Below are 18,101 nucleotides of genomic sequence, written 5' to 3' on the forward strand. Positions count from 1 at the left end.
CGGGCCGGCCTCACTCGTCCTCACCGTCCTCGCGTCGCCGCCGGGCCCGCTCCTGGCGCAGCCGCTCGGCCTCGGGCGCGGTCCGCCGCATCAGCTCCTGGAACCGGGCCCGCGCCTGGCTGCGCGCGTCATCGCTGGCGCCCCCACCGCCGGGCAGAACCGGCCCGGCCTGGCCTGGCGCCCCCGCCGGATGCCGGGGTGCACCGCCCCCCAGCCGCGACGCCGCAGTAGGCGCCGCTGAGGCGGCACCCCTCGCAGACGTCGGCGCGCTGGGCCGCGCGGACGCCGCTCCCGTACGGCCTGCGGCGCCGCCGCTGGGCCTGGGCGGCCGCGGAGGACTGGCCGGGCGGGCGGCCTGGACCGGTGGCGCCCCGTTCGGCAGGCGACGGCCGCCGAACGGGCCGGGCCCGCCGCGGTCATCGGTGCGCTCCCGCATGACGCGGGACACATGCCGTCCCGTGTCTGACCAGGCCCTGCCGTCCTCGCGCAGCGTGTTGCCCCATACCCGCACCTGCTGGCGGGCGTCCTGGGAGTAGCGCGATCCACCCGAGCGAGCCCGGCGGGCGCCTGCCGGCAGACCGACCGTCGCCCCGTAGGCGGCCCGACCGCCCCGGTGCACGATGCGGTAACCGCGCAACCGGGCAAGCCGGTTGTGCGCGCGAGTCGAGAGCAGGGTGCGGTCGCTGTTGTGGTCGTGGAGGGTCCGACCGGAATCCCGGTCGATGATGCGTCCCTCTTCGTCGCGGTACCGGTCCGCTGGACCGCGGGGCCTGAGGGGACCGCCCGGACCCGGACCCGGACCTGGGCCTGGCCCTTCGCCGCCCGGTTGCGTGCCGGCGTCGCCGTCGACGCCGGTGGGCTTTTGCCACTTGGCGAGCTGTTCCTTGTCCGGCCGCTTGCCGATCAGCAGCCAGTGTGCGCCCTTCGCGCCGAGTCGCGCGCCGAGCCCTGCCCCGGCTGCCGCGGCAGTGAGCGGGGCGAGACCCCGCTGGGCTTCGGCGCCTGCGTCGGCGAGCATCTGCCCGGTGTCGATGGGCATGCCCGCGCCGTCGACCAGGGACGTGAGGGCGCCCATCAGCCGCTGGCGGGTGCCGAGGAGCCCGTAGCGGCCGCCGCCGGTGAAGGCGCGCAGCCCACTGCCCAAGCCGCCGCCCAGAGCAGCGGGGGAGTTCATGGCGAGGGCGGCGCCGAGCTCGGAGGTGTCGCCGGGCATGTGGGTGCCGCCGACCTTGGCGTAGCGCATCCGCATGGCCATGCGCCGTCCGAAGGACGTGATGGCCATGAGCAGCCTGCGGTGCCCGGCCGCGCCGGCGATCGCCAACACGTCGATCAGCAGGATCCGTTCCACCATCAGATCCGGGCCGTTGGTGAGGACCGCGTCGACGGCGATGCCGAAGAACGGCACGAACGCGCAGATGCCGACTACCGCGAGAACCGAAATGCCCCACAGGGACAGCCACTTCCACACCGTCTGGCGTGGCGGACCGGGGAGCATGCTCGCGATGAAGGTGACCCCGCCCGCGGCCGCGGCCGCGGCGCAGATGCCCTGGGTGCCCAGCAGGACGATCGCGGACGACAGCAGCATGCCGCAGATGAACAGCGCGCCGATCAGCAGCAGCGCGGCCCCCGCGACCCGCCACCAGGTGGGCTTCTGGGCGTAGGCGGCACACGACGTGCCGACGTCGCCGGCCTTCTTCAGATCGGCGAGGAACGCGGCGAACTCCTGGTCCTCCTCGCTGACGACCGGGCTGGCCGCCTCCAGCAGCTCCCCGCCCGGAGTGAGGGTCGGCAGCTCGTCACTACCGCGGGAGGCGTCGTTGGTGTCGCGCTCGCAGTACTTCTTGCCCGGCCCCCAGATCTTGTCGCAGGGATCGCTCTCCTTGTCGTCGCCGTCGTCCTCGGTGCCCGGCTTGTAGCCGCCCGTGATCCACTTCAGGTGGACGGCGTAGGCCTTGCGATCAGACTCCTTGGCCGGGTCGAGGATGCGCCCGTACTGCAGCAGCATGTACGGCTTCACCACCAGCGCGTTGGTGATCGAGTCCTGGAGGGGGCGGGCCACGTCCGTGGAGGAGACCGGCCGTACGGCTTCGCGCTCCAGGCACTTGATCTCCTGGTTGCCGGCCATGCCGTCGCACGGGCCCCGGCTGGCGAGTTTGCCGCCCCAGTCGTAGGAGTTGACGGATCGCTGGGCGACCTCGGCGGCCGCCTCCTGGGCCTGCCCCAGCGGGCCGTCCTGGGCCAGCAGGTAGTCGGGGCGGACGAACGCGGACGCTGCCAACGCCCCGACGAGCAAGGTGAGGAAGATTTCGCCCAGACCACGGCCGACACGACCGCGCACGAGCATGAACCCCGCGAACACGAACGCCCAGGCCAGCAGCACACCCTTCAGCCCCAGAGTGTCGACGACCACGCTGTTGTAGGCGTCGGCGACCTTCTGCGCCGGAGCTGCGAGGACCTTCAGCAGCGGGAACCGGAAGGCCACCTCGATCGCCCACCCCGCAAGTCCCACCAGCAGCCGGATCAGCGTGAACAGCCCCGACAAGGCGAAGGCCAGGGCTTGGGTCTTGAAGCTGACGATGGAGCCGCCTTCGGCGTTCAGCTCGTACCCGCCTGTCGCCACCCCCTCGGAGGAGGTGATGTTCAGCGGGGCGAGCAGGTCACCGGTCTCACTGTTGCTACTCGCCGCATACACCACCCGGCTGTTCACCATGACGAACACGACCGTGGCCAGAGCCACGAAGCCGGCCGAGCGGAGCGTGCCGCGGTCCGGGCGGAACATTCAGCGCCGCCTTTGCACGGCGTCGTGACGCCGCCACATGACGAGGGCGGCCACGCCCGCGGCGGGCGCCACCAGCTGCCACGCCGCACCGGCGCCGCGAGGGTCCTCGGCCAAGGCGGCGGTCGTGCTGCCGCGCTCGCACCAGGCCTTGCCCGGCCCTGCGATCAGGGCGCACGGAGTCTTGTGCGTCGAGTGGACGTCCGCGGCAAAGGCCTGCCCGGTGCGCGGCCACCACGCCTCCGGCATGCTCACCCCGAGGACCAGGACGAGCGCGCCGGCGGCGACGGCGATCACCATGAGGACGCTGCCCGCGGCGACGAAGCGCCGGGAGCGGTCCCAGGAGGAAGAAGTCATGAGAGGTGTTCCTTCAGCCGGGCGGCTTCAGGTGTGTCCGCTGCGTGCGGACGGCTGTGGTCGTGGCGGCGGCCCGGGGTAGTGGTGATGGACGAGGCAATGCGCTCGATGTGGGGGATGACGGCCTTGATACGGCCGGTGTTCTGCCGCGGGCAGGTCAGCAGGAACTCGCCCTCGCGGCCCTTCTGCCCGACGGGGGACAGTCCGGTGGTCACCAGCCGCAGAAGCTCCGGGTCGCCTGGGTCGAGTCCGACGAACTCCAGGCCTCGACGGGCGCGTTCACGATCCGCGGTGCGGGCGAGCACGCGGTAGGCCATCAGGCCACGGTCGGGGCCGAGCTCCTCGGCGTCGTGCGATCCGGCGAGCAGGCCGGCACCGTGCTTGCGGCCGTCGTGGAGGATCTCGTGGACCAGGGCGGTGCCCTCCGCAGAACTGGTCAGCCAGTACAGCTCGTCGAGGACAACCGCAGTGAACCGCTCCGGATCCTCGAACGCGGTCTGCCGGGCGATCGCCGCGATCAGGTAGAGCACCGCACGGCCGATCAGCGCCTCCAAGGGCTGCTGATGCAGCACTTCGGGCTTGTCGAACGCGGCCTTCGGCGGCAGCGTCAGCCCCGTCGTCGTGATCACGATCATGTCGCAGGCGCTGGAGGCGTCCAGCCGGACCGGCGGCAGCGTCGGGTCGAACACCATCGCCGCCAGCGGGCTGCTGGCCACGACCCGGATGAGGCCGGCGAGGGTGGCGGCCGCGTCCTGCCGCTTGCCCACCTCGCTTGTGGCCATCTCCTCGAGCACCTGAAGGACGCGGTGCATGGAGGGGGCGTCGCTGGCGGCGGCCTGCTCGACCGCGTGGTGCAGGACCTCGCCGCCTGTGCTCATCGGGCCGATGCCCAGCTGCAGCGTGAGGTAGCTGAGCGCGTAGTGGCGGCCCTCGGGCCCGGTGAACATCCTCAAGGGGTCGATCGACACCTCGGCCTGGGCGGCATCGATGATCTGGCAGCGGCCCTTCGCGGCCGTCCGCGCGAAGGTTGCCCATTCCCGTACCGGGGTGCGGTCGATGCAGATCGCGCAGCCGCCGCGCGCCCACACCGCCTCCGCGATCAGCTTCTGAAGGACGCTCTTGCCAGCGCCGAGATCGCCGACGATGCCCATGGAGGCGGACGCGTCCTGCTTCGGCGCATCCGCCATGTTGATCATGACGGGGCGGGTGGTGCCGCAGTCCAGATCGATGCCGAGGAACATCCCGTTCGGGTCGCCGACCTCACAGGCGGTGAAGGCACCCGACAGCGCCCAGTCCTCCGAAACCTGATGCTGCGTGAACTCCCTGACCACACCAGGCCGTACGGTGCCGGGCAGGCCCAGGGTGAACAGGGCCTCCTGCAGGCCGGCCGGGCGAACGGCGCGGTAGTCGGCGCCGCCGAGCAGCGCGGCCAGAGCCCGCGCGCGGGCGTCGCAGATCGCGGCGGTCGGCCCCCACACCGTCAGCACGGTGATGGACTGGACCTCGACCTCGACGGACGTGCGTGACAGGCGGGCGTCCAGCTCGCCCAGATCGCGGGCGGCCTCGGTCAGCGAGGCCGGCATGCCGGTGGGGCGGGCGTCGTACTGGTCGGCCTGGTCGATGAGCTCGTTTTTCTTGCGCCGCACCTGATCGCGCGCCTTCTCCGCGGGCACCAGCGTCAGGTCGACGGTGTAGTCGACGGGGAACTCCAAGGTTTCCAGCTGGGCGAACAGGTCGGCGGCGTCCTGGCTGACGGCGGGCGGGCACTCGGCCAAGGCCAGGTGGGCCTGGTAGCCGGTTCCGGCGTCCGTTTCGACCTGTAGCCAGCGCCGCCGCAGCGGCGAGGCAGCGGTGGTGATCCGCCACCAGGCTTTGCGGCCCGACCGCGTGAGCTGGTCGGTGCTCCCCAGGTCCTCGATGTCGTCGAGTTCCGGGTCGATGCCGCCTTCCTGCAGCCGGGCCTGCCCGAGGTCGGCGTAGCTGGGGGAGTGCAGCACCCCGCCGCGGACCTGCCCGCCGTACAGGTCGCTGGCTTCGGCTTCGGCGAGCAGCGGCTCCGCAAGTCCGCGGTGCAGAGAGTGCTGGATCATCCACACGATCTCCGCCGGGCGGGCCGGACGGAACGCCACCCCGCCGGCGAGCGCGGCCTCCACCCGCACGGCCTGCTCGCGGTAGGCGTTCACCTCGCGCCGGGCCACCGGTACTGGCCGCATCCCCAGGGCGGGGGCGATCTGCGCCCATACCGAGCCGAGCAACGCGGTCACCTGCCCGCTGGCGGTGTCGGTCTGCAGCGGCACCGCCAGCCACAGCGTGCGGCGGTGCATCTCCTGACCGTCCAGCAGATCCAAGGTGGCTTCGACGTTCTCCACCCACGGATGCGGCTGGTCGTCGGGCATCGCTTCGGCCGGCTCGATGCCTTCGATCATGCGCAGCGCGATCTCACCCGGATCGACCCGCGCGCACAGCCCGATCAGGCGGGGCGCCCCGGACAGGGACCGCACCATGTGCGTGATCGTGGCGAGCTGCTCGTCCCGGACGGCCGCCGGCACGTAGGTGCCCTGCACCGTCTCCTCATGGCGGCCGCGGGCGTCCGGGCCCGGGTGCAGCCGGTAGACGGCCCACACGCCGCCGTGCGTCGACCACACCAGATGTCCGGCGATGTGACGGATCGCAACCCTCACCGCACACCACCACCCTGCTCGGCGAGCGCGAGCAGATGCTGCACGCCCGAGACCGGCCGGGCCGGCTGCGTACGGGCAACGGCCACCGAACGCCCACCGGCAGACGGGCGCCGCGCAGATCCGCGGCCGGGCGCCCGATCCGAGGACCCGCGCGGCGCACGGGACGTGATCGCAGGGGCCCAGGCGGCACCCTCGATGACAAAGCCACCGACCAGAGGGCGGGCTGCGCGGTCCCGGGCGGCCCGCCCGCCGATCCGCCCCCCGTGCGGCTGCCAGGCCAGCAGCAGCCAACCCGCCGCCGCCTGCATCGGGGCGCGGCCCTTGATCTTCGGACGGCGCACCGCCCAGATCGCCAGCACCCAGGCCGCGACCGGGATGGGCCCCATCCACGACCACCAGCTGATGGTCTTGACCAGGAGGAAGCCGCCGACGACCGCGAGGACGATCTGAGCGGGGGTGTAGGGGCCGAGGGGGATGCGCCAGTCGGCCACCTTGCCCAGGACCCACGGGTGGCGGCGCCCGGCGGTGTAGTAGCGCCCCACCCGGGCGGCGGACGCGCTCACCACCAGCCTCCCGGACCTGCCACGTGGTCACGGCCGGCTGGATCAAAGCCCTCGACGATGCCGGGGAGGGCGGGAGCCGACTTGGACGGGTTTTTGACCTCGTCCTCGAACATCCTGGCAAGGTCGTTGCGGGAGTTGTACAGCCCGAGTGCGATCACCATCAGCAGCAGGGCGCCGATGCCCGCTTTCAGACTGAACCTCTGGACCATGATCACGACGACGAGGACGGACAGGCCAGCCTGCAAACCCTTCGTCGCCCAGTCCTTGAACATGCTGATCCACGAGTCGCCGAGGTCGTTCAACTCCCCGGCGAGCATCACGCTGTGCACGGTGGTCACGACCGGACACCCCCCTCCTGGACGGTGACGCCAGAGGCAAGCGCCGCGACTTCCCACCGGCCCGAGCGGGCCGTGAAGGTGAGCTCATAACTGAGCGGCCACCGCCCGGCCTTGTCACGGGCCTCCACCTGGGCGGCCACCCGCACCCGGGTACCGTCGGCCGGAACCTGCTCGGCGGCCGCCGCCTCCTCGATCGCGTCGAGCTGCGTAACGGTGACCGCCTCGTACGGGGCAGGCGAAACCGCCGACAGCTTCACCCCGGGGGCGAGGTAGCGATCCACCTCACCGGACCCGGTCACATACGCGGCGAGGAACTCCCCAGCCGCCAACGACAGATCACCAGTCGTAGGGACCGTCACCCTGTACGGCGACCGCGCCGCCTGGGCGCGGGCCGGACCGGCCACCACACCGGGAGCTCCCGTCACGGTGAACGTCGTGCCGCTGCTATCGGCGGCCACCGGCACCACGTAATAGCGCACCCCGGCCTCGGCGTACTGCGCAGCCAAGGTCACCGACCACCTCTGGCCGGAGCGCTGCGCACTGCGCACCGCCACCACCGACTCCAGCTTCGGCTGCGCATCGCCCCGCTCAGGCAGGTCCACCTCCGGCGCCAGCGACTGCGCAAGCCGAGCCTGCGCACTGCTGTCGTCGCCCCGGCTGCTGCGCAGCCACGCGGTAAGGAACACCCCGGCGTAGCCGGCCGGGTTGGCCGGCACGGGCGTGCGCACCCGGGTCGGCTTCGCCTCGGCGGCCGTATGGACCACGGTCGCCGGCGCGGTGACGGCGACGGCCAGGGCGATGGGCCCGGCTGCCACGGCAGCCCACACCCCCATGCGGCCCAGGCGGACACGGCGCCGCATCTGCGTGAGGCGGGCCCCCGCGGCCACCGGCGGGGCGCCTTGGCCCACCGGAGCCTGCTTGGCAGGAGACATTCCAAACTCCCAGGTCAGAACGGGTTGTTGCTGACCTTCAGGCAACCCGCCAGCCCCGACCCGACCACCGACCAACAAGGACCGACCACGGTCACGATGGGGATACAAACGCCATGGTCGGGGCTGTGGTCGGGCCGACCACAGCCCCGACCACGGGCCCCACGCGACCGATCGCACCGCCCCAAGGAAGGAAAGGGGTCGACGGGAACCGGGAGCCGACAGGAACGAGCGCGGTATGGCCCACCGGGGGAGCGGCTCCCCGCACGGGTAGTGCGCGGCCTCCTCTGTGTCGGCCCCGTGGACCTGATTGCGCACAGGCTGCTGAATGCGCAAGCCCTACAGCGGACGGCGCCCGTCCCCGTGCGCAACCGCTCGCACGCGACGACTGCGCAGGCCCCGGGCCCGTTGCGCAGCCGCGTGCGCATGACCGTCCCGTCGGTGCGTAGCCGGGACTGCGCATCGCCTACGGAAGGCGGCCGAGCACGCATGGTCGGGCCCGACCACGACCCCGACCACAGCAGGCTGGCGGGCATGTTGCCGGATCGTGACCGCTGGTCGTGGGTTGTGGCCGACGGTGTGGTCGGGGGTAGCGGATGAGCTGACGGCATGGACGTCACGCGTGTTTTCTCGTCCGCCGGCACCGGCCGCCCTCCCCGTGCGCGGTCAGCTCGCTGCCCTCGCCGCCGCGCACCCCTCGTGCAGACGGGGGCGCCGCGATGAGCGGCTATGGCGCGGGGATCCGCCGCGGGGTGATGGCGGCGGACCGGTTCACCCAGATCCGCAACGACCTCTTCCGCGACCCGAAGATTTCTTTCCGCGCCAAGGGCATCTTCGGCCTCATCTCCACCCACCGCGACGGCTGGCGGGTGAGCGTCACCGAACTGGCCCGGCTGGGGCCCGACGGGAAGGAAGCCGTCACCACCGCCCTCAAGGAGCTGGAGCAGCACGGCTACCTGATCCGCGAGCGCGAGCGACGCTCGGACGGCACGCTCGGCGCCGCCGCCTACTTCATCACGGACATGCCCCAGCCCCCCGAGGGGGACAACAGCCCGGCGGCACCACCCACCGTGCCAGCCGCCGGGAAGAACCGCAGGTGGGCGCCAGAGTCGGAAAATCCTGCGCAGGCTGAACCTGCGCAGGCCGACCCGCCAACAAAGAACACCAAGCCAAAGAAGACCACCGACCAGAACACCAACCCCGTCCGTCCCTCCGTCCCAAGCGCGCGCACGGGCGGACCCGACGATGCGGCACGGACGGACCCCGGCGCCGGGCAGAGTGCACCCCAGGACACACCGATCGACCAACCGTCGGCGGGCGTCCGGCTGTTGCTGTCGATCGGGGCACGCCATCCCAAGCTGCTGCTGACGGGAGCGGCACTGCGGGATCAGGGCCGGATCGTGACGGCCATGCTCGATGCGGGCTGGAGCCCCGAGCAACTGCATCACGTCATCGCCGGCCGCCCCCTGCCGAACCGGATCAGGACCTCCGTCGACGCGATCGTCGCCGCCCGGCTGCGCGCCGCCCAGAGCTACCCGCCCCCAGCCACTTGCGCCGATGACGCCGACCCGGCCCAACCGCCTCCCACCCCGAAGCCCTCCCGGGCGGCCTGCGATAGCCGCACGGTGATCGAGGCGATCACCTACCGGGCGCTCGCCGAATGCGCCGGCTGCGGCAGGCCCGGATGCGCCCCCGGCGAAGACCTCTGCCCCGCCTGCCTCGACTGGCCCTGGTGCCGCAGCTGCACCAGCCCCACACCACGGCGCGCCCACCCTGGCGGCGACGGCCGCTGTGCCACCTGCGCCACCGCCCTGCACCCTCTGGAAGGAAGCACTCAATGACCACCGCACACCTCCGCCGACCGGGCTCTCGGCGCTGCTGGGCCCCTTCGGCCGGCGTCCGTGCCGGTGGGAGACAGAACGGTCCCGCGCCGTGCGGGGCGGCCATGTCTGCCGCGATCGACGTGGCCTGCACGGACGGATGCAAGCCCGTCCTGATCCGTTAACGCACCGGATGGGGCTGGACCGACTGAACTATCCCCGCCGACGGCAGCCTGCCTGAGCACCCAACCCGCACCAGATCGGCGTACTCACTCCAGCCACGACGCGCACGCAGCGCCTCGCACTGTGCTGTGCGGCGCGACGTCCCGCGAGGCGCATCGGACTCGGGCCGACGATCCGCGGGTCCGTGAGGCTCTCCACCGCCGTTGTCCCGTATCGGTCAGAGGCGGGCGAGAAGCTCGGCCTTCTTCGTCTGGAATTCGGAGTCGTTGAGGATCCCGGCGGCATGGAGTTCCGACAGCTTGGCGATCTGGGCGAACACGTCCGGCTGGAACGGTGCCGGCGCAGGGGCGAGGGACGTCCGCGCCAGGGCGGATTCGGTGATCTTGCCCATCTCGGCGCGGATGGCGTCGGCGAGGGGGCCGAGATCGCGCGTGGCGATCTGCTTGATCGTGGAGACGTTGCCCGAGACGTGGATCTTCAAGGTGCCCAGGCCAAGGGTAGAACTGGTCTGCACGGAGCTGATGCGCTCGAGCGGGAAGTCGGTGAGCTGGCTTCCGGTGAAGCCGTGACGCAGCATCAGCACGCGGCGGTCGGTCAGGGCGACCAGCCCTGCGGCCTCGTCGTAGGTACCGGCGGCGAGGAAACGAACCGTCTCACCAGGAGCGAGGTGCTCCGGGAGCTTCTTGATCTCGCGCTTGCTGCCGAGTGTCCAGTTGAGTCGGGCGGCGGCCTGGAGGATGTCCTCGCGTTCGGACGCGGTGCCGATCTTCGAGGCCAGCTTCTCGGCCTTCTCGTCGTGGTGCTCGTGGAGGGCGTCACCGCACTGCGCGTAGGCCCCGGCGCAGTCGACGCCAGTGGATTCGTTGGTGGCGACGACGGAGCGCAGGTATTCGTAGAGGCGGTCGAAGTCGTGGCGTTGGCCGTGGGTGAATACCACCGTGTTCGGATCGGACACCGCGCTGCTGGCATCCAAGGTGGACAACGGCCGGCCACCCAGTCCCAGCCGGAGCCGCCCGTTCTTCACGATGTTCGCCCGAACCAGGTCAACGCTGCTGATCGCGGCCAGCGGGATCGTCCGGCTCTTGATCGTCTGGCCGCTGAGCCGGGCCCCCATCCCGGTGCGCGTGAGGACCAGGCCATCGCCGTGGATCTCGATGGCTCCGTTATGGCCCTTGAACATGACTAATGCCTCGGTTTCGTGCGGGGGCGGGGTGGGGCGGCTGGACGGGGGGCTTGGGTCGCTGTGGCGCGGGACTGGGCTCAGGTCAGGTATCGCAGCCGATGCCGTCGCCGTCGCGGTCGAGATGAGAGGCGTAGCCGGGCTGGCCCTTGCGGATGGGATCGGCACCCGCGGCGCGGACCGCGGTGCAGTTCTTGTAGTACACGCTGGCGGAGCCGCTGTCGGAGTCCGACGAAGACGAGCCAGACGAAGACGAGTTACTCGAGCCGGACGAGCGCTTGTTGTCGTCGTCCTCGTTCTCGTCCTTGTGCAGGTACAGGTCGTCGTCGCCGGAGGGGCACGAGGTACCCGACTTCACGACGTCGAGCGTGACGTTCTCAAGGTCCGGGTTGGTGATTTCCTTCCCGGCCTTCGGGTCCTGGGCGCAGACCTTCCAGGAGTCGGGGTTGTCGGGGTCGGCTACGTCGATGTACGCGCTGACGGCGGTGATGTCGGTGACGGAGGTCTTATCGTTGATCTTCTTCTCGGCGTCGGCGTAGGTCATGCCGACGACGCGGGGCATCTCGTTGTAGTCGATGGCCTCGCCGTCGGAAGCAGGGCAGGGCACACCGTTGCGTACGACGCCGAAGTCGACGGTGACGGTGCTGGGCGTGATGTCCGACTTCACCTTGGTGGGGCTCTGGAAGCAGACCGTCCAGGCGCTGGTGTCCCACTGGCCCGTGTCCTTGTCGGAGGCGTCGTGCGAGTCGGTGTGGAACCCGTCCCTCTTGGCGGAGCGCTCGGCGGCGGCCAGGGTCATCCCGGTGTAGTCGGCGACCTCGACATACTCGGGCTTCTTCTCCTCGGCGCTCGCGGAGGCGGCCGCGACGGGGTTCGTGTCCCACCGGGCCGCCCCGAACTCCTGAACGACTGGCGCGCCCGGTGGCAGGAGATCAAGCTCGCCCAACGGCGAGCCCAGGCGCCCTGGCGTCGGCTCCGAAACACGGTGCGTGAAACGCTCGACGAGGCCCTCCGCGACGCCGAGGCCACCCGTGCGGCAGCGTATGAGGAGGCCGAGCGCATCGTCGCGGAGGCCCGGCGTACGGCGGACGAGCTGCGGAAGACAGCGTCCGATGAAGCGTGGGACACCACGGAAACGGCCAAGGACGAGGCCGAGCGCATCATCGCGGAGGCCCGGCCTACGGCGGACGAGCTGCGGAAGAAAGCGTGGGAGTGGGACACCACGGCACTAACAAAAGCTCTCAAGGCTCACCTTCGACTATCGGCGCCAGAGGCTGCGCCCGGCGACGACGGGCCGCCCCCGTTCTGGTTCGCCGTAGCCACGGCCCGTCCACTGCTCCCCGAGCACGGCCGCGGAACCCAGCCCATCGCCGAGCTGGTGCCCGGCACCTGGTACCTGGCAGTCGAACGGTACGGGCCGGGGCCGGGACTCATCGCACAGACCGAGGACGGACGACGAGGCATCCTTATGAACGTCCTCGGTATTCAGCGAGGTTGAGCCCTTCGCCTGCCGTGTCCCCTTTGGGTTGGCCCCGGTGTCCTAGCCCAGACACCAGCCGCAAAGTACGGCCTTGGGGACCAGTGGAACAGCCAGTATCGGTGAGAACGATCATGGTCGTGTGCTGGGCATCACGGCGTCCGCGCGTGGCCGGGGGACGTCCGCGTTCTGGAGTGTGGTGAAGTCGGCGCGGGCCTGCTCGATGGCCTCGGGGTACGCCTCGCGCTTGGCGTGCTCGGCGAGCGCTCGGTAGACGCTGGCTACCGAAGGGTTCTGCCCCTTGCGCTTGCCGGTGGGGATGATCAGGTCGGGCTGGATCTGCTCGACGGACTCGCCGCCCGCGCGGCGCCGCAGCACGGTGTGGAGCATGTCGTCGGTGATGACGGGCGGCCGGCCGCCGTGCTTGCCCTTGCGGGCCGCGGTGTCGAGCCCCCGCTGGCACAGGCGGCGTTTGCCACGCACATGGCCCTCGACCACATCAGCGCCCTGGCCGGGCCGATGGGGGAGGACGCCGAGCTCCGGCCCGCCCGCGTGGAAGACCTCGCCTTCCAGGGCGACCATCTGCGGCGGCAGGCCCACGCCCTGTGGGCGGCCGTGGAAGACACGCAGGTGGTGGTGGCCCGTACGGCCCAGCGGCGCGCGGAGATGGCCGACGAGGAAGCGTCCGTCGAGTCCGCGGAGTTGACGGTACGGCTCCCGGGCGGTAAAACCGTCACCGCCCGCCTTGCGCCAGCGGGGGCCGCAGATCGACACCCCGGATGGATCACCTGGAAGAACGAGACCACCACGGGCACCGCCGACAGCATCGAACAACTGGAGCTGGAGGCCACGTTGCACACTCTGGCTACCCTGCTGGGCCCGCACCTCTACGACGCGGAAGACGACTGCGACCCAACTCCACCTGACAGCCCCCATTTTGCGACGTTCAGGTAGCTTTACCCTTTTGGTCAAACAGATAACTGAATGAGGAAGATCGTGGTAGAGAATTCCGCCGGAGCGTCGGATGTCGTGGTCACCGGACTCGGAGCGGTCACGCCCCTGGGCGCCAACGTCACCTCCAGCTGGCAGGGCATGCTGGAAGGCCGGTCAGGAGCCCGGGTTTTGAACGAACCGTGGGCCCATGAGTTGCCGGTGCGGATCGCCGCACCCGCGGCCGTGGACCCCGCGGCAGCCCTCCCGCCCGCGCAGGCGCGCCGGATGGACCGCGTCACGCAGCTGGCGCTGATGGCCGTACACGAAGCCTGGGCGGACGCCGGCCTCGATACCGCTACGGAGCTGGACACCGAGCGGCTCTCGGTCGCGGTCTCCTCCACCATCGGCGCACAGACCATGCTCGCTGCGCATCAGACGCTCCAGACCAAGGGCTGGAAGCACATGTCGCCCTACGCGGTGCCCTCCCTGCTGCCCAACAGCTCGGCGGCGCAGATAGCCATCCAGTACGGCGCCCAGGGCAGTGCCCATGCGCCGGTGAGCGCCTGTGCCTCGGGGGCCGAGGCCATCGGGCTGGCGGCGGACATGATTCGCTTGGGCCGGGCCGACGTCGTGATCGCCGGCGGCGCCGAGGCGCCGATCCACCCGTTCGGCCTGGGCGGGTTCGCCGCCATGCGTGCCCTTTCCCGACGTAACGACGACCCGCAGGGTGCCTCCCGCCCTTTCGCCAAGAGCCGGGACGGTTTCCTGCTCGGCGAGGGCGCGGGCATCGTGATCCTTGAGTCGCAGGCCCATGCCCGCGCCCGCGGTGCCCGGGTCTACGGCCGGATCCTCGGTATCGGAATGTCTGTCGACGGGCACCGCATCGCCCAGCCGCAGCCCGAGGGACTCGGTGCGGCCAAAGCCATCACCCGGGCGCTCGCCGACGCCGGCCTGTCGGTCACCGACATCGCCCATGTCAACGCCCACGCCACCTCCACACCGGCCGGAGACCTCGCCGAAGCCCGAGCCCTACATCGTGTGTGCGGCGCCCACACCGACCAGATCGCCGTCTCGGCTCCCAAGTCCATGATCGGACACCTGCAGAGCGGCTCCGGCCCCGTCGAGGCGATCACCACCCTGCTGGCCCTCTACCACCGCGTCGTGCCCCCGACCCTCAACGCAGAAGAGACCGACGACGCAATCGGCTTGGACATAGTGACCGGATCACCGCGCCAACTTCCTCAAGGACCACTGGCGGCCCTGAGCAACTCTTTCGGCTTCGGCGGCCATAACGCCACCTTGGTCCTCGCTTCCTGAACGGCCTCGCCCGCGGGTGATAGATCTGCCCATGACCAGCAGGTTCACTCCACTCCCACGCTGCCGCTGATGGTCAGGTCGCCCGGCAATCTCACCCACGGGAAGTCGACTGGCCCGCCCCGCCGCCAAAGCCGACCAAGATCGATCTCACCGATACTCGCTGTTCCATTGGTCCCCCAGGCCGAAGTAGCGGGATGATCACGTACTCACCGCCATGGCGGCCTGCTCGTCGTGCTCACGCAGCATCCGCATGACGGTGGCGGGCGACGGGTGCTGGCCCTTCTTCGCGGCCGTGGTGATGACGAGCCGCTTGCCGATGTCGCGCAACTTTGGCGCCGGAGATCGCGGAGAGCCGCGGTCCGACTCCTGAACTCCGGATAAGCTCCCCATGTCCGGAGTCCATGGAAGGGCTCAAACCGGATGAACGGGGCGGCTCATGGCAGACAGTCAGAACGCGGTCGAAGCGGTCGTCATCCCGGCGGCGCCGGGTCGGCCTGAGGAGTACGACGCCGCGACCCGGGCCGCGCTCGACCACATCGACCACCAAGCGGTGCGCACGGTCGCCGACGGCCGCCCGGAGCGGACCCGCAAGGGCTACGCCCAGGATTGGGCGAGCTGGACCAAGTTCTGCGCCGAGTCCGGCGTGCCCCTGCTCGCCGTCACCCCCGGCACCCTGGTGATGTTCGTGGAGTGGCTGTGGACCCAGCCCGGATGGAAGAAGGGCACCTTCACAGCCCCGTCCACCATCGACCGCCGCATCTCCGGCACGGTCGTCTCCGCCCGTGCCGACCACGGCATGAGGTTGGAGGACGGCATCGCCCGTCTCGCCCGCAACCGGCTCAAGCAGCTGGTCAAGGAGATGGAGGAGAAGGGGGAGACGCGCGGCCGGGGTCAGGCCCCGCCGCTGCTGGTCGACCACCTGGTAAGCATCAGCGCCGCGTGCCCGGACAACCTCATGGGCATCCGCGACCGCGCCTTGGTGCTCATGCACTTCGCGGTCGCCGGCCGCGAGCACGAACTTGCCTCCACCAGGGTCCGCGACTACGCCGACGCCCCCGGCGGCATCCAGGCCGACCTGCGTGTCTCCAAGGTCCGCCCCCGCGTCGTCCCCGTCCCCTACGGCTCCCGCCTCTCGATCTGTCCCGTCCGTGCCTGGCAGGCCTGGAAGGAGGCCGCCTGTCTGGACGACCCCGACGGGTACGCCTGGCGCCGCCTGCACTCCCGCTGGCACACCGTCATGGAGGGCGGGCTGCAGCCCGAGTCCATCGGCGATGTCATCACCCGCGCTGGCGAGCGCGCCGGGATCGAGATCCGGTTCACCGGCCACAGCCCCCGCCGCGGGCTCGCAACTTCGTCCCGCCTGAAGGGCCACGACCAGATCGTCATCGCCAAGCAGGGCGGATGGGCCCCGCACTCCAAGGTCCTCGCCGGTTACCTCGAAGTCGTCGATCAGTGGGAGGACAACGCCCTGCTCGGCGTGCTGTAGCTGGGATCCTTCGTGCGTGAGAGGCGAGGAGGGGGGGATCAGCCGGGCAACCGATCCTCCCTCCTCGCCGCTCGATTAGACCGAGGTGACGATCCAGTGCACAGCGATCGTGACCACGCCCGTGCCTATTGCGTAAGCGGCACCGAGCGCTGCACGCCACAGCAGCACCTTGGCCCGGCGTCGGTACCGCCGGTGGCGTTCCTCGAGCTCCCCCAATCGACGCGGACGCGCGCTGAGCTCATGGTGCTGCGGGATGGGTGCGGTGGGCATGGTGGTCTCCTCTCCGCCGGACGGTCCGACTAAGGTCAACTCCACATCTCGGCAGGCGTGTTGTGACAGAGAGCAAGACCAACTTGCGGTGTCTCGCGCATCTTGCGGGCCGCGCAATCGGGAAGGACCAGTGACCGAAGAGCAAGCGGAGCGAACTGTTGTGTCGATGCCGCGGGGGCATCTGCCGCGGTTGTCACCGCTCAGGGACGATCTCGGAGAAGAGCAGAGAGCTTTCGCTGAGCATCTGCGGGCCCTGCGCGAACGCAGCGGGATGACCTCCTCGGATCTGGCCGCGGCGCTCGGCGTTGATGCCACCCGGCTGTCGCGCTACCTGTCGGGTGAGGATCTGCCGCAACCGCAGCTTCTCACCAGTCTCCATCAGCTACTCGCCAGCCGGAATGCCGAGTACTCCGTTGACGAGGCGGCTCGGGAGAGTCGGGCCCTGCTGTATGCCTTCGCTCGGTCGAAGGGGCCGCTGTTCGCCCGTGCGTACGAGATCGCGGAACTTCAAGAGAAGCTGCACGAGCAGCGGGCGGAAACGGCCCGCTCCCTCGCCGCGCTGCAGGCCGAGATGCAACACGAACGTGACCACCGACGCCGTGCCGAGCAGGAGATTGCACGGCTTCGACAGGCCGGTGTGGCAGATCGCGATGAACAGATACGCCGGTTGGAGGCGGAGCGAGACAGCGCACTGCAGCGGGTCGCCGAGCTGGAAGACCTGGTTTCCCAGACCGGTGCCCTACTTCAACTCCAACAGCGCGACGCTCAGCACGCGGAGGAGATGGCTGCCGAAACCCAGCACGCACTGGACCAGTGGGAGCACGGTGCAAAGCTCCCGGAGCAGCGCCGGAAGGTCGACCCAACAAGATTGGATGCCGAGCAGATCGTCGAGACGCTGGACGACCTGCGCGATGCCGATCGGGACGAAGAGGCAGACGGCCTGCTCGCCGACGTCGCTCAAGGCCACGATCCGGCGGTCGTTGCCCGACTGCACGGTGCACTTAAAGACGCTGGACGTCGGGTCGATGCGGCGAAACTGCTGGAAGCAGCCGCACTAAATTGCCCCGGGCCGCACTTGCGGCGCTTGGCATTGGCAGTCGGGCCCGATGACCGCTACGGCACAGGCGACTTCCAGATAAGCGTTCCTCCGGCGCCGCTCGGGGATTCACTGCTGCCTATAGTGGGCCGTCTCAGCTCCGTCGACATGATCCTCCGACTCGCGGTGGCCTTCGCACAGCGCTCTGAGGGCCGGCAACTGGAGGGTCTGGCTTTCTTCGCGGCAGCCCGCCCCAAAGAAGATCGGCAAGCTCTTCGTGATGCCGGACTACCAGTCGCCCAGTGGCATATGGAACGCCAGGCATGGCGACGCCCCATGCTGCATCTCCGAGACTGCGAAGCTGTCATGTCCAACCACGATGAACAGTGGCTGACGACCACGATGGGGATGACCAAGCCGGAAGCCAAGAAGCAGGAAATCAAGTACAGGGTCCGTGTTTGCCCGCAGTGCCACCCCTACCAGGTACTCCGCGCCAAGATCAGACTGGACGACGTGGTCATCGATGGGTAGACGCCATGCGGCGAGCTGGAGCAGGTTCTGCGCCGCCAGCGGCCTGGCCACATCCTCCCGACCATCCGGCGAGCACGTGGGCAACGGTTCAAGGGCCGCGGTGCGCCCGTCTCAAGCGGACACCAGCTGAACACCTTTCCTGAACACGACTCAACAGGGCCGCCAGGCATTCCGCCCGGCGGCCCTGACTCGTCCATGAACCGATCAGTTCTTGGACGCTGCCA

Annotated in this window: 16 protein-coding genes and 1 pseudogene; 6 read left to right on the forward strand and 11 right to left on the reverse strand. The window is 70.2% G+C overall.

All coding sequences use genetic code 11. The annotated features are described in order from the left end of the window. Positions 1-10: 10 nt before the first annotated feature. The 6 genes from ABT009_RS41900 to ABT009_RS41925 are packed head-to-tail and all read right to left on the reverse strand — an operon-like array spanning position 11 to position 7,647. Positions 11-2,779, reverse strand: coding sequence for a hypothetical protein (locus tag ABT009_RS41900; protein ID WP_351306982.1), 2,769 nt, complete (start codon positions 2,777-2,779; stop codon positions 11-13). Beyond that, positions 2,780-3,133 (reverse strand): hypothetical protein, encoded by a 354-nt coding sequence (locus ABT009_RS41905; protein ID WP_351306984.1) that lies wholly within the window; start codon positions 3,131-3,133, stop codon positions 2,780-2,782. Beyond that, positions 3,130-5,814, reverse strand: a complete 2,685-nt coding sequence (locus ABT009_RS41910) for an ATP-binding protein (RefSeq protein WP_351306985.1) — start codon at positions 5,812-5,814, stop codon at positions 3,130-3,132. Before ABT009_RS41910 ends, ABT009_RS41905 begins: the two co-directional genes overlap by 4 nt. Next, positions 5,811-6,377, reverse strand: coding sequence for a hypothetical protein (locus ABT009_RS41915; protein WP_351306986.1), 567 nt, complete (start codon positions 6,375-6,377; stop codon positions 5,811-5,813). Before ABT009_RS41915 ends, ABT009_RS41910 begins: the two co-directional genes overlap by 4 nt. Further along, positions 6,374-6,715 (reverse strand): hypothetical protein, encoded by a 342-nt coding sequence (locus ABT009_RS41920; RefSeq protein ID WP_351306987.1) that lies wholly within the window; start codon positions 6,713-6,715, stop codon positions 6,374-6,376. The genes ABT009_RS41915 and ABT009_RS41920 overlap by 4 nt, the downstream gene beginning before the upstream one ends. Further along, complete coding sequence (locus tag ABT009_RS41925; RefSeq protein WP_351306989.1) at positions 6,712-7,647, reverse strand: conjugal transfer protein; 936 nt, start codon at positions 7,645-7,647, stop codon at positions 6,712-6,714. Before ABT009_RS41925 ends, ABT009_RS41920 begins: the two co-directional genes overlap by 4 nt. A 716-nt stretch (positions 7,648-8,363) precedes the next feature. Between ABT009_RS41925 and ABT009_RS41930 the strand changes: the two genes are divergently transcribed. Then, positions 8,364-9,485 carry a hypothetical protein gene (locus tag ABT009_RS41930; protein WP_351306991.1) on the forward strand — a complete coding sequence of 374 codons (1,122 nt, stop codon included), beginning with the start codon at positions 8,364-8,366 and terminating at the stop codon, positions 9,483-9,485. A gap of 379 nt (positions 9,486-9,864) precedes the next feature. On the opposite strand, the gene ABT009_RS41935 is transcribed toward ABT009_RS41930, so the two are convergent. Both ABT009_RS41935 and ABT009_RS41940 read right to left on the reverse strand, forming a co-directional pair. Then, entirely contained in the window at positions 9,865-10,827 is a 963-nt protein-coding gene (locus ABT009_RS41935) for a PH domain-containing protein (protein ID WP_351306992.1), read from the reverse strand. Between the two features lie 85 nt (positions 10,828-10,912). Beyond that, positions 10,913-11,773 (reverse strand): excalibur calcium-binding domain-containing protein, encoded by an 861-nt coding sequence (locus ABT009_RS41940; RefSeq protein ID WP_351306994.1) that lies wholly within the window; start codon positions 11,771-11,773, stop codon positions 10,913-10,915. A gap of 321 nt (positions 11,774-12,094) precedes the next feature. Here ABT009_RS41940 and ABT009_RS41945 point away from each other — a divergent pair. Then, positions 12,095-12,325 (forward strand): annotated as a pseudogene (locus ABT009_RS41945) (hypothetical protein); the annotation flags it as partial. A gap of 111 nt (positions 12,326-12,436) precedes the next feature. Here ABT009_RS41945 and ABT009_RS41950 read toward each other — a convergent pair. Next, positions 12,437-12,787 (reverse strand): hypothetical protein, encoded by a 351-nt coding sequence (locus tag ABT009_RS41950; RefSeq protein WP_351306996.1) that lies wholly within the window; start codon positions 12,785-12,787, stop codon positions 12,437-12,439. On the opposite strand from ABT009_RS41950, the gene ABT009_RS41955 reads away from it, so the two are divergent. Next, positions 12,788-13,258 carry a hypothetical protein gene (locus ABT009_RS41955; RefSeq protein ID WP_351306998.1) on the forward strand — a complete coding sequence of 157 codons (471 nt, stop codon included), beginning with the start codon at positions 12,788-12,790 and terminating at the stop codon, positions 13,256-13,258. It begins immediately after the preceding gene. A 42-nt stretch (positions 13,259-13,300) separates the two neighbouring features. After that, the gene (locus ABT009_RS41960) at positions 13,301-14,554 is read left to right on the forward strand and encodes a beta-ketoacyl-[acyl-carrier-protein] synthase family protein (RefSeq protein WP_351307000.1); all 1,254 of its coding nucleotides are present in this window, start codon (positions 13,301-13,303) and stop codon (positions 14,552-14,554) included. Between the two features lie 198 nt (positions 14,555-14,752). On the opposite strand, the gene ABT009_RS41965 is transcribed toward ABT009_RS41960, so the two are convergent. Continuing rightward, the gene (locus ABT009_RS41965) at positions 14,753-14,944 is read right to left on the reverse strand and encodes a hypothetical protein (protein ID WP_351307001.1); all 192 of its coding nucleotides are present in this window, start codon (positions 14,942-14,944) and stop codon (positions 14,753-14,755) included. A gap of 46 nt (positions 14,945-14,990) precedes the next feature. Here ABT009_RS41965 and ABT009_RS41970 point away from each other — a divergent pair, with 46 nt between their 5' ends. Continuing rightward, complete coding sequence (locus tag ABT009_RS41970) at positions 14,991-16,040, forward strand: site-specific integrase (protein ID WP_351307003.1); 1,050 nt, start codon at positions 14,991-14,993, stop codon at positions 16,038-16,040. A 75-nt stretch (positions 16,041-16,115) separates the two neighbouring features. Here ABT009_RS41970 and ABT009_RS41975 read toward each other — a convergent pair whose 3' ends face one another. Next, positions 16,116-16,310, reverse strand: coding sequence for a hypothetical protein (locus tag ABT009_RS41975; protein WP_351307005.1), 195 nt, complete (start codon positions 16,308-16,310; stop codon positions 16,116-16,118). Positions 16,311-16,440: 130 nt separating this feature from the next. Between ABT009_RS41975 and ABT009_RS41980 the strand changes: the two genes are divergently transcribed. After that, the gene (locus ABT009_RS41980) at positions 16,441-17,877 is read left to right on the forward strand and encodes a helix-turn-helix domain-containing protein (protein ID WP_351307007.1); all 1,437 of its coding nucleotides are present in this window, start codon (positions 16,441-16,443) and stop codon (positions 17,875-17,877) included. The last annotated feature ends 224 nt before the right edge of the window (positions 17,878-18,101 follow it).

The sequence above is a fragment of the Streptomyces sp. NPDC002896 genome (assembly GCF_040295225.1).
In the GTDB taxonomy this organism is placed as follows: domain Bacteria; phylum Actinomycetota; class Actinomycetes; order Streptomycetales; family Streptomycetaceae; genus Streptomyces.

Bases quoted from the DNA above. Each gene is read 5' to 3' on its own strand.
- ABT009_RS41900 (WP_351306982.1), bottom strand. From the start codon at position 2,779: ATGTTCCGCCCGGACCGCGGCACGCTCCGCTCGGCCGGCTTCGTGGCT.
- ABT009_RS41905 (WP_351306984.1), bottom strand. From the start codon at position 3,133: ATGACTTCTTCCTCCTGGGACCGCTCCCGGCGCTTCGTCGCCGCGGGC.
- ABT009_RS41925 (WP_351306989.1), bottom strand. From the start codon at position 7,647: ATGTCTCCTGCCAAGCAGGCTCCGGTGGGCCAAGGCGCCCCGCCGGTG.
- ABT009_RS41930 (WP_351306991.1), top strand. From the start codon at position 8,364: ATGAGCGGCTATGGCGCGGGGATCCGCCGCGGGGTGATGGCGGCGGAC.
- ABT009_RS41935 (WP_351306992.1), bottom strand. From the start codon at position 10,827: ATGTTCAAGGGCCATAACGGAGCCATCGAGATCCACGGCGATGGCCTG.
- ABT009_RS41955 (WP_351306998.1), top strand. From the start codon at position 12,788: ATGGCCCTCGACCACATCAGCGCCCTGGCCGGGCCGATGGGGGAGGAC.
- ABT009_RS41965 (WP_351307001.1), bottom strand. From the start codon at position 14,944: ATGGGGAGCTTATCCGGAGTTCAGGAGTCGGACCGCGGCTCTCCGCGA.
- ABT009_RS41970 (WP_351307003.1), top strand. From the start codon at position 14,991: ATGGCAGACAGTCAGAACGCGGTCGAAGCGGTCGTCATCCCGGCGGCG.
- ABT009_RS41975 (WP_351307005.1), bottom strand. From the start codon at position 16,310: ATGCCCACCGCACCCATCCCGCAGCACCATGAGCTCAGCGCGCGTCCG.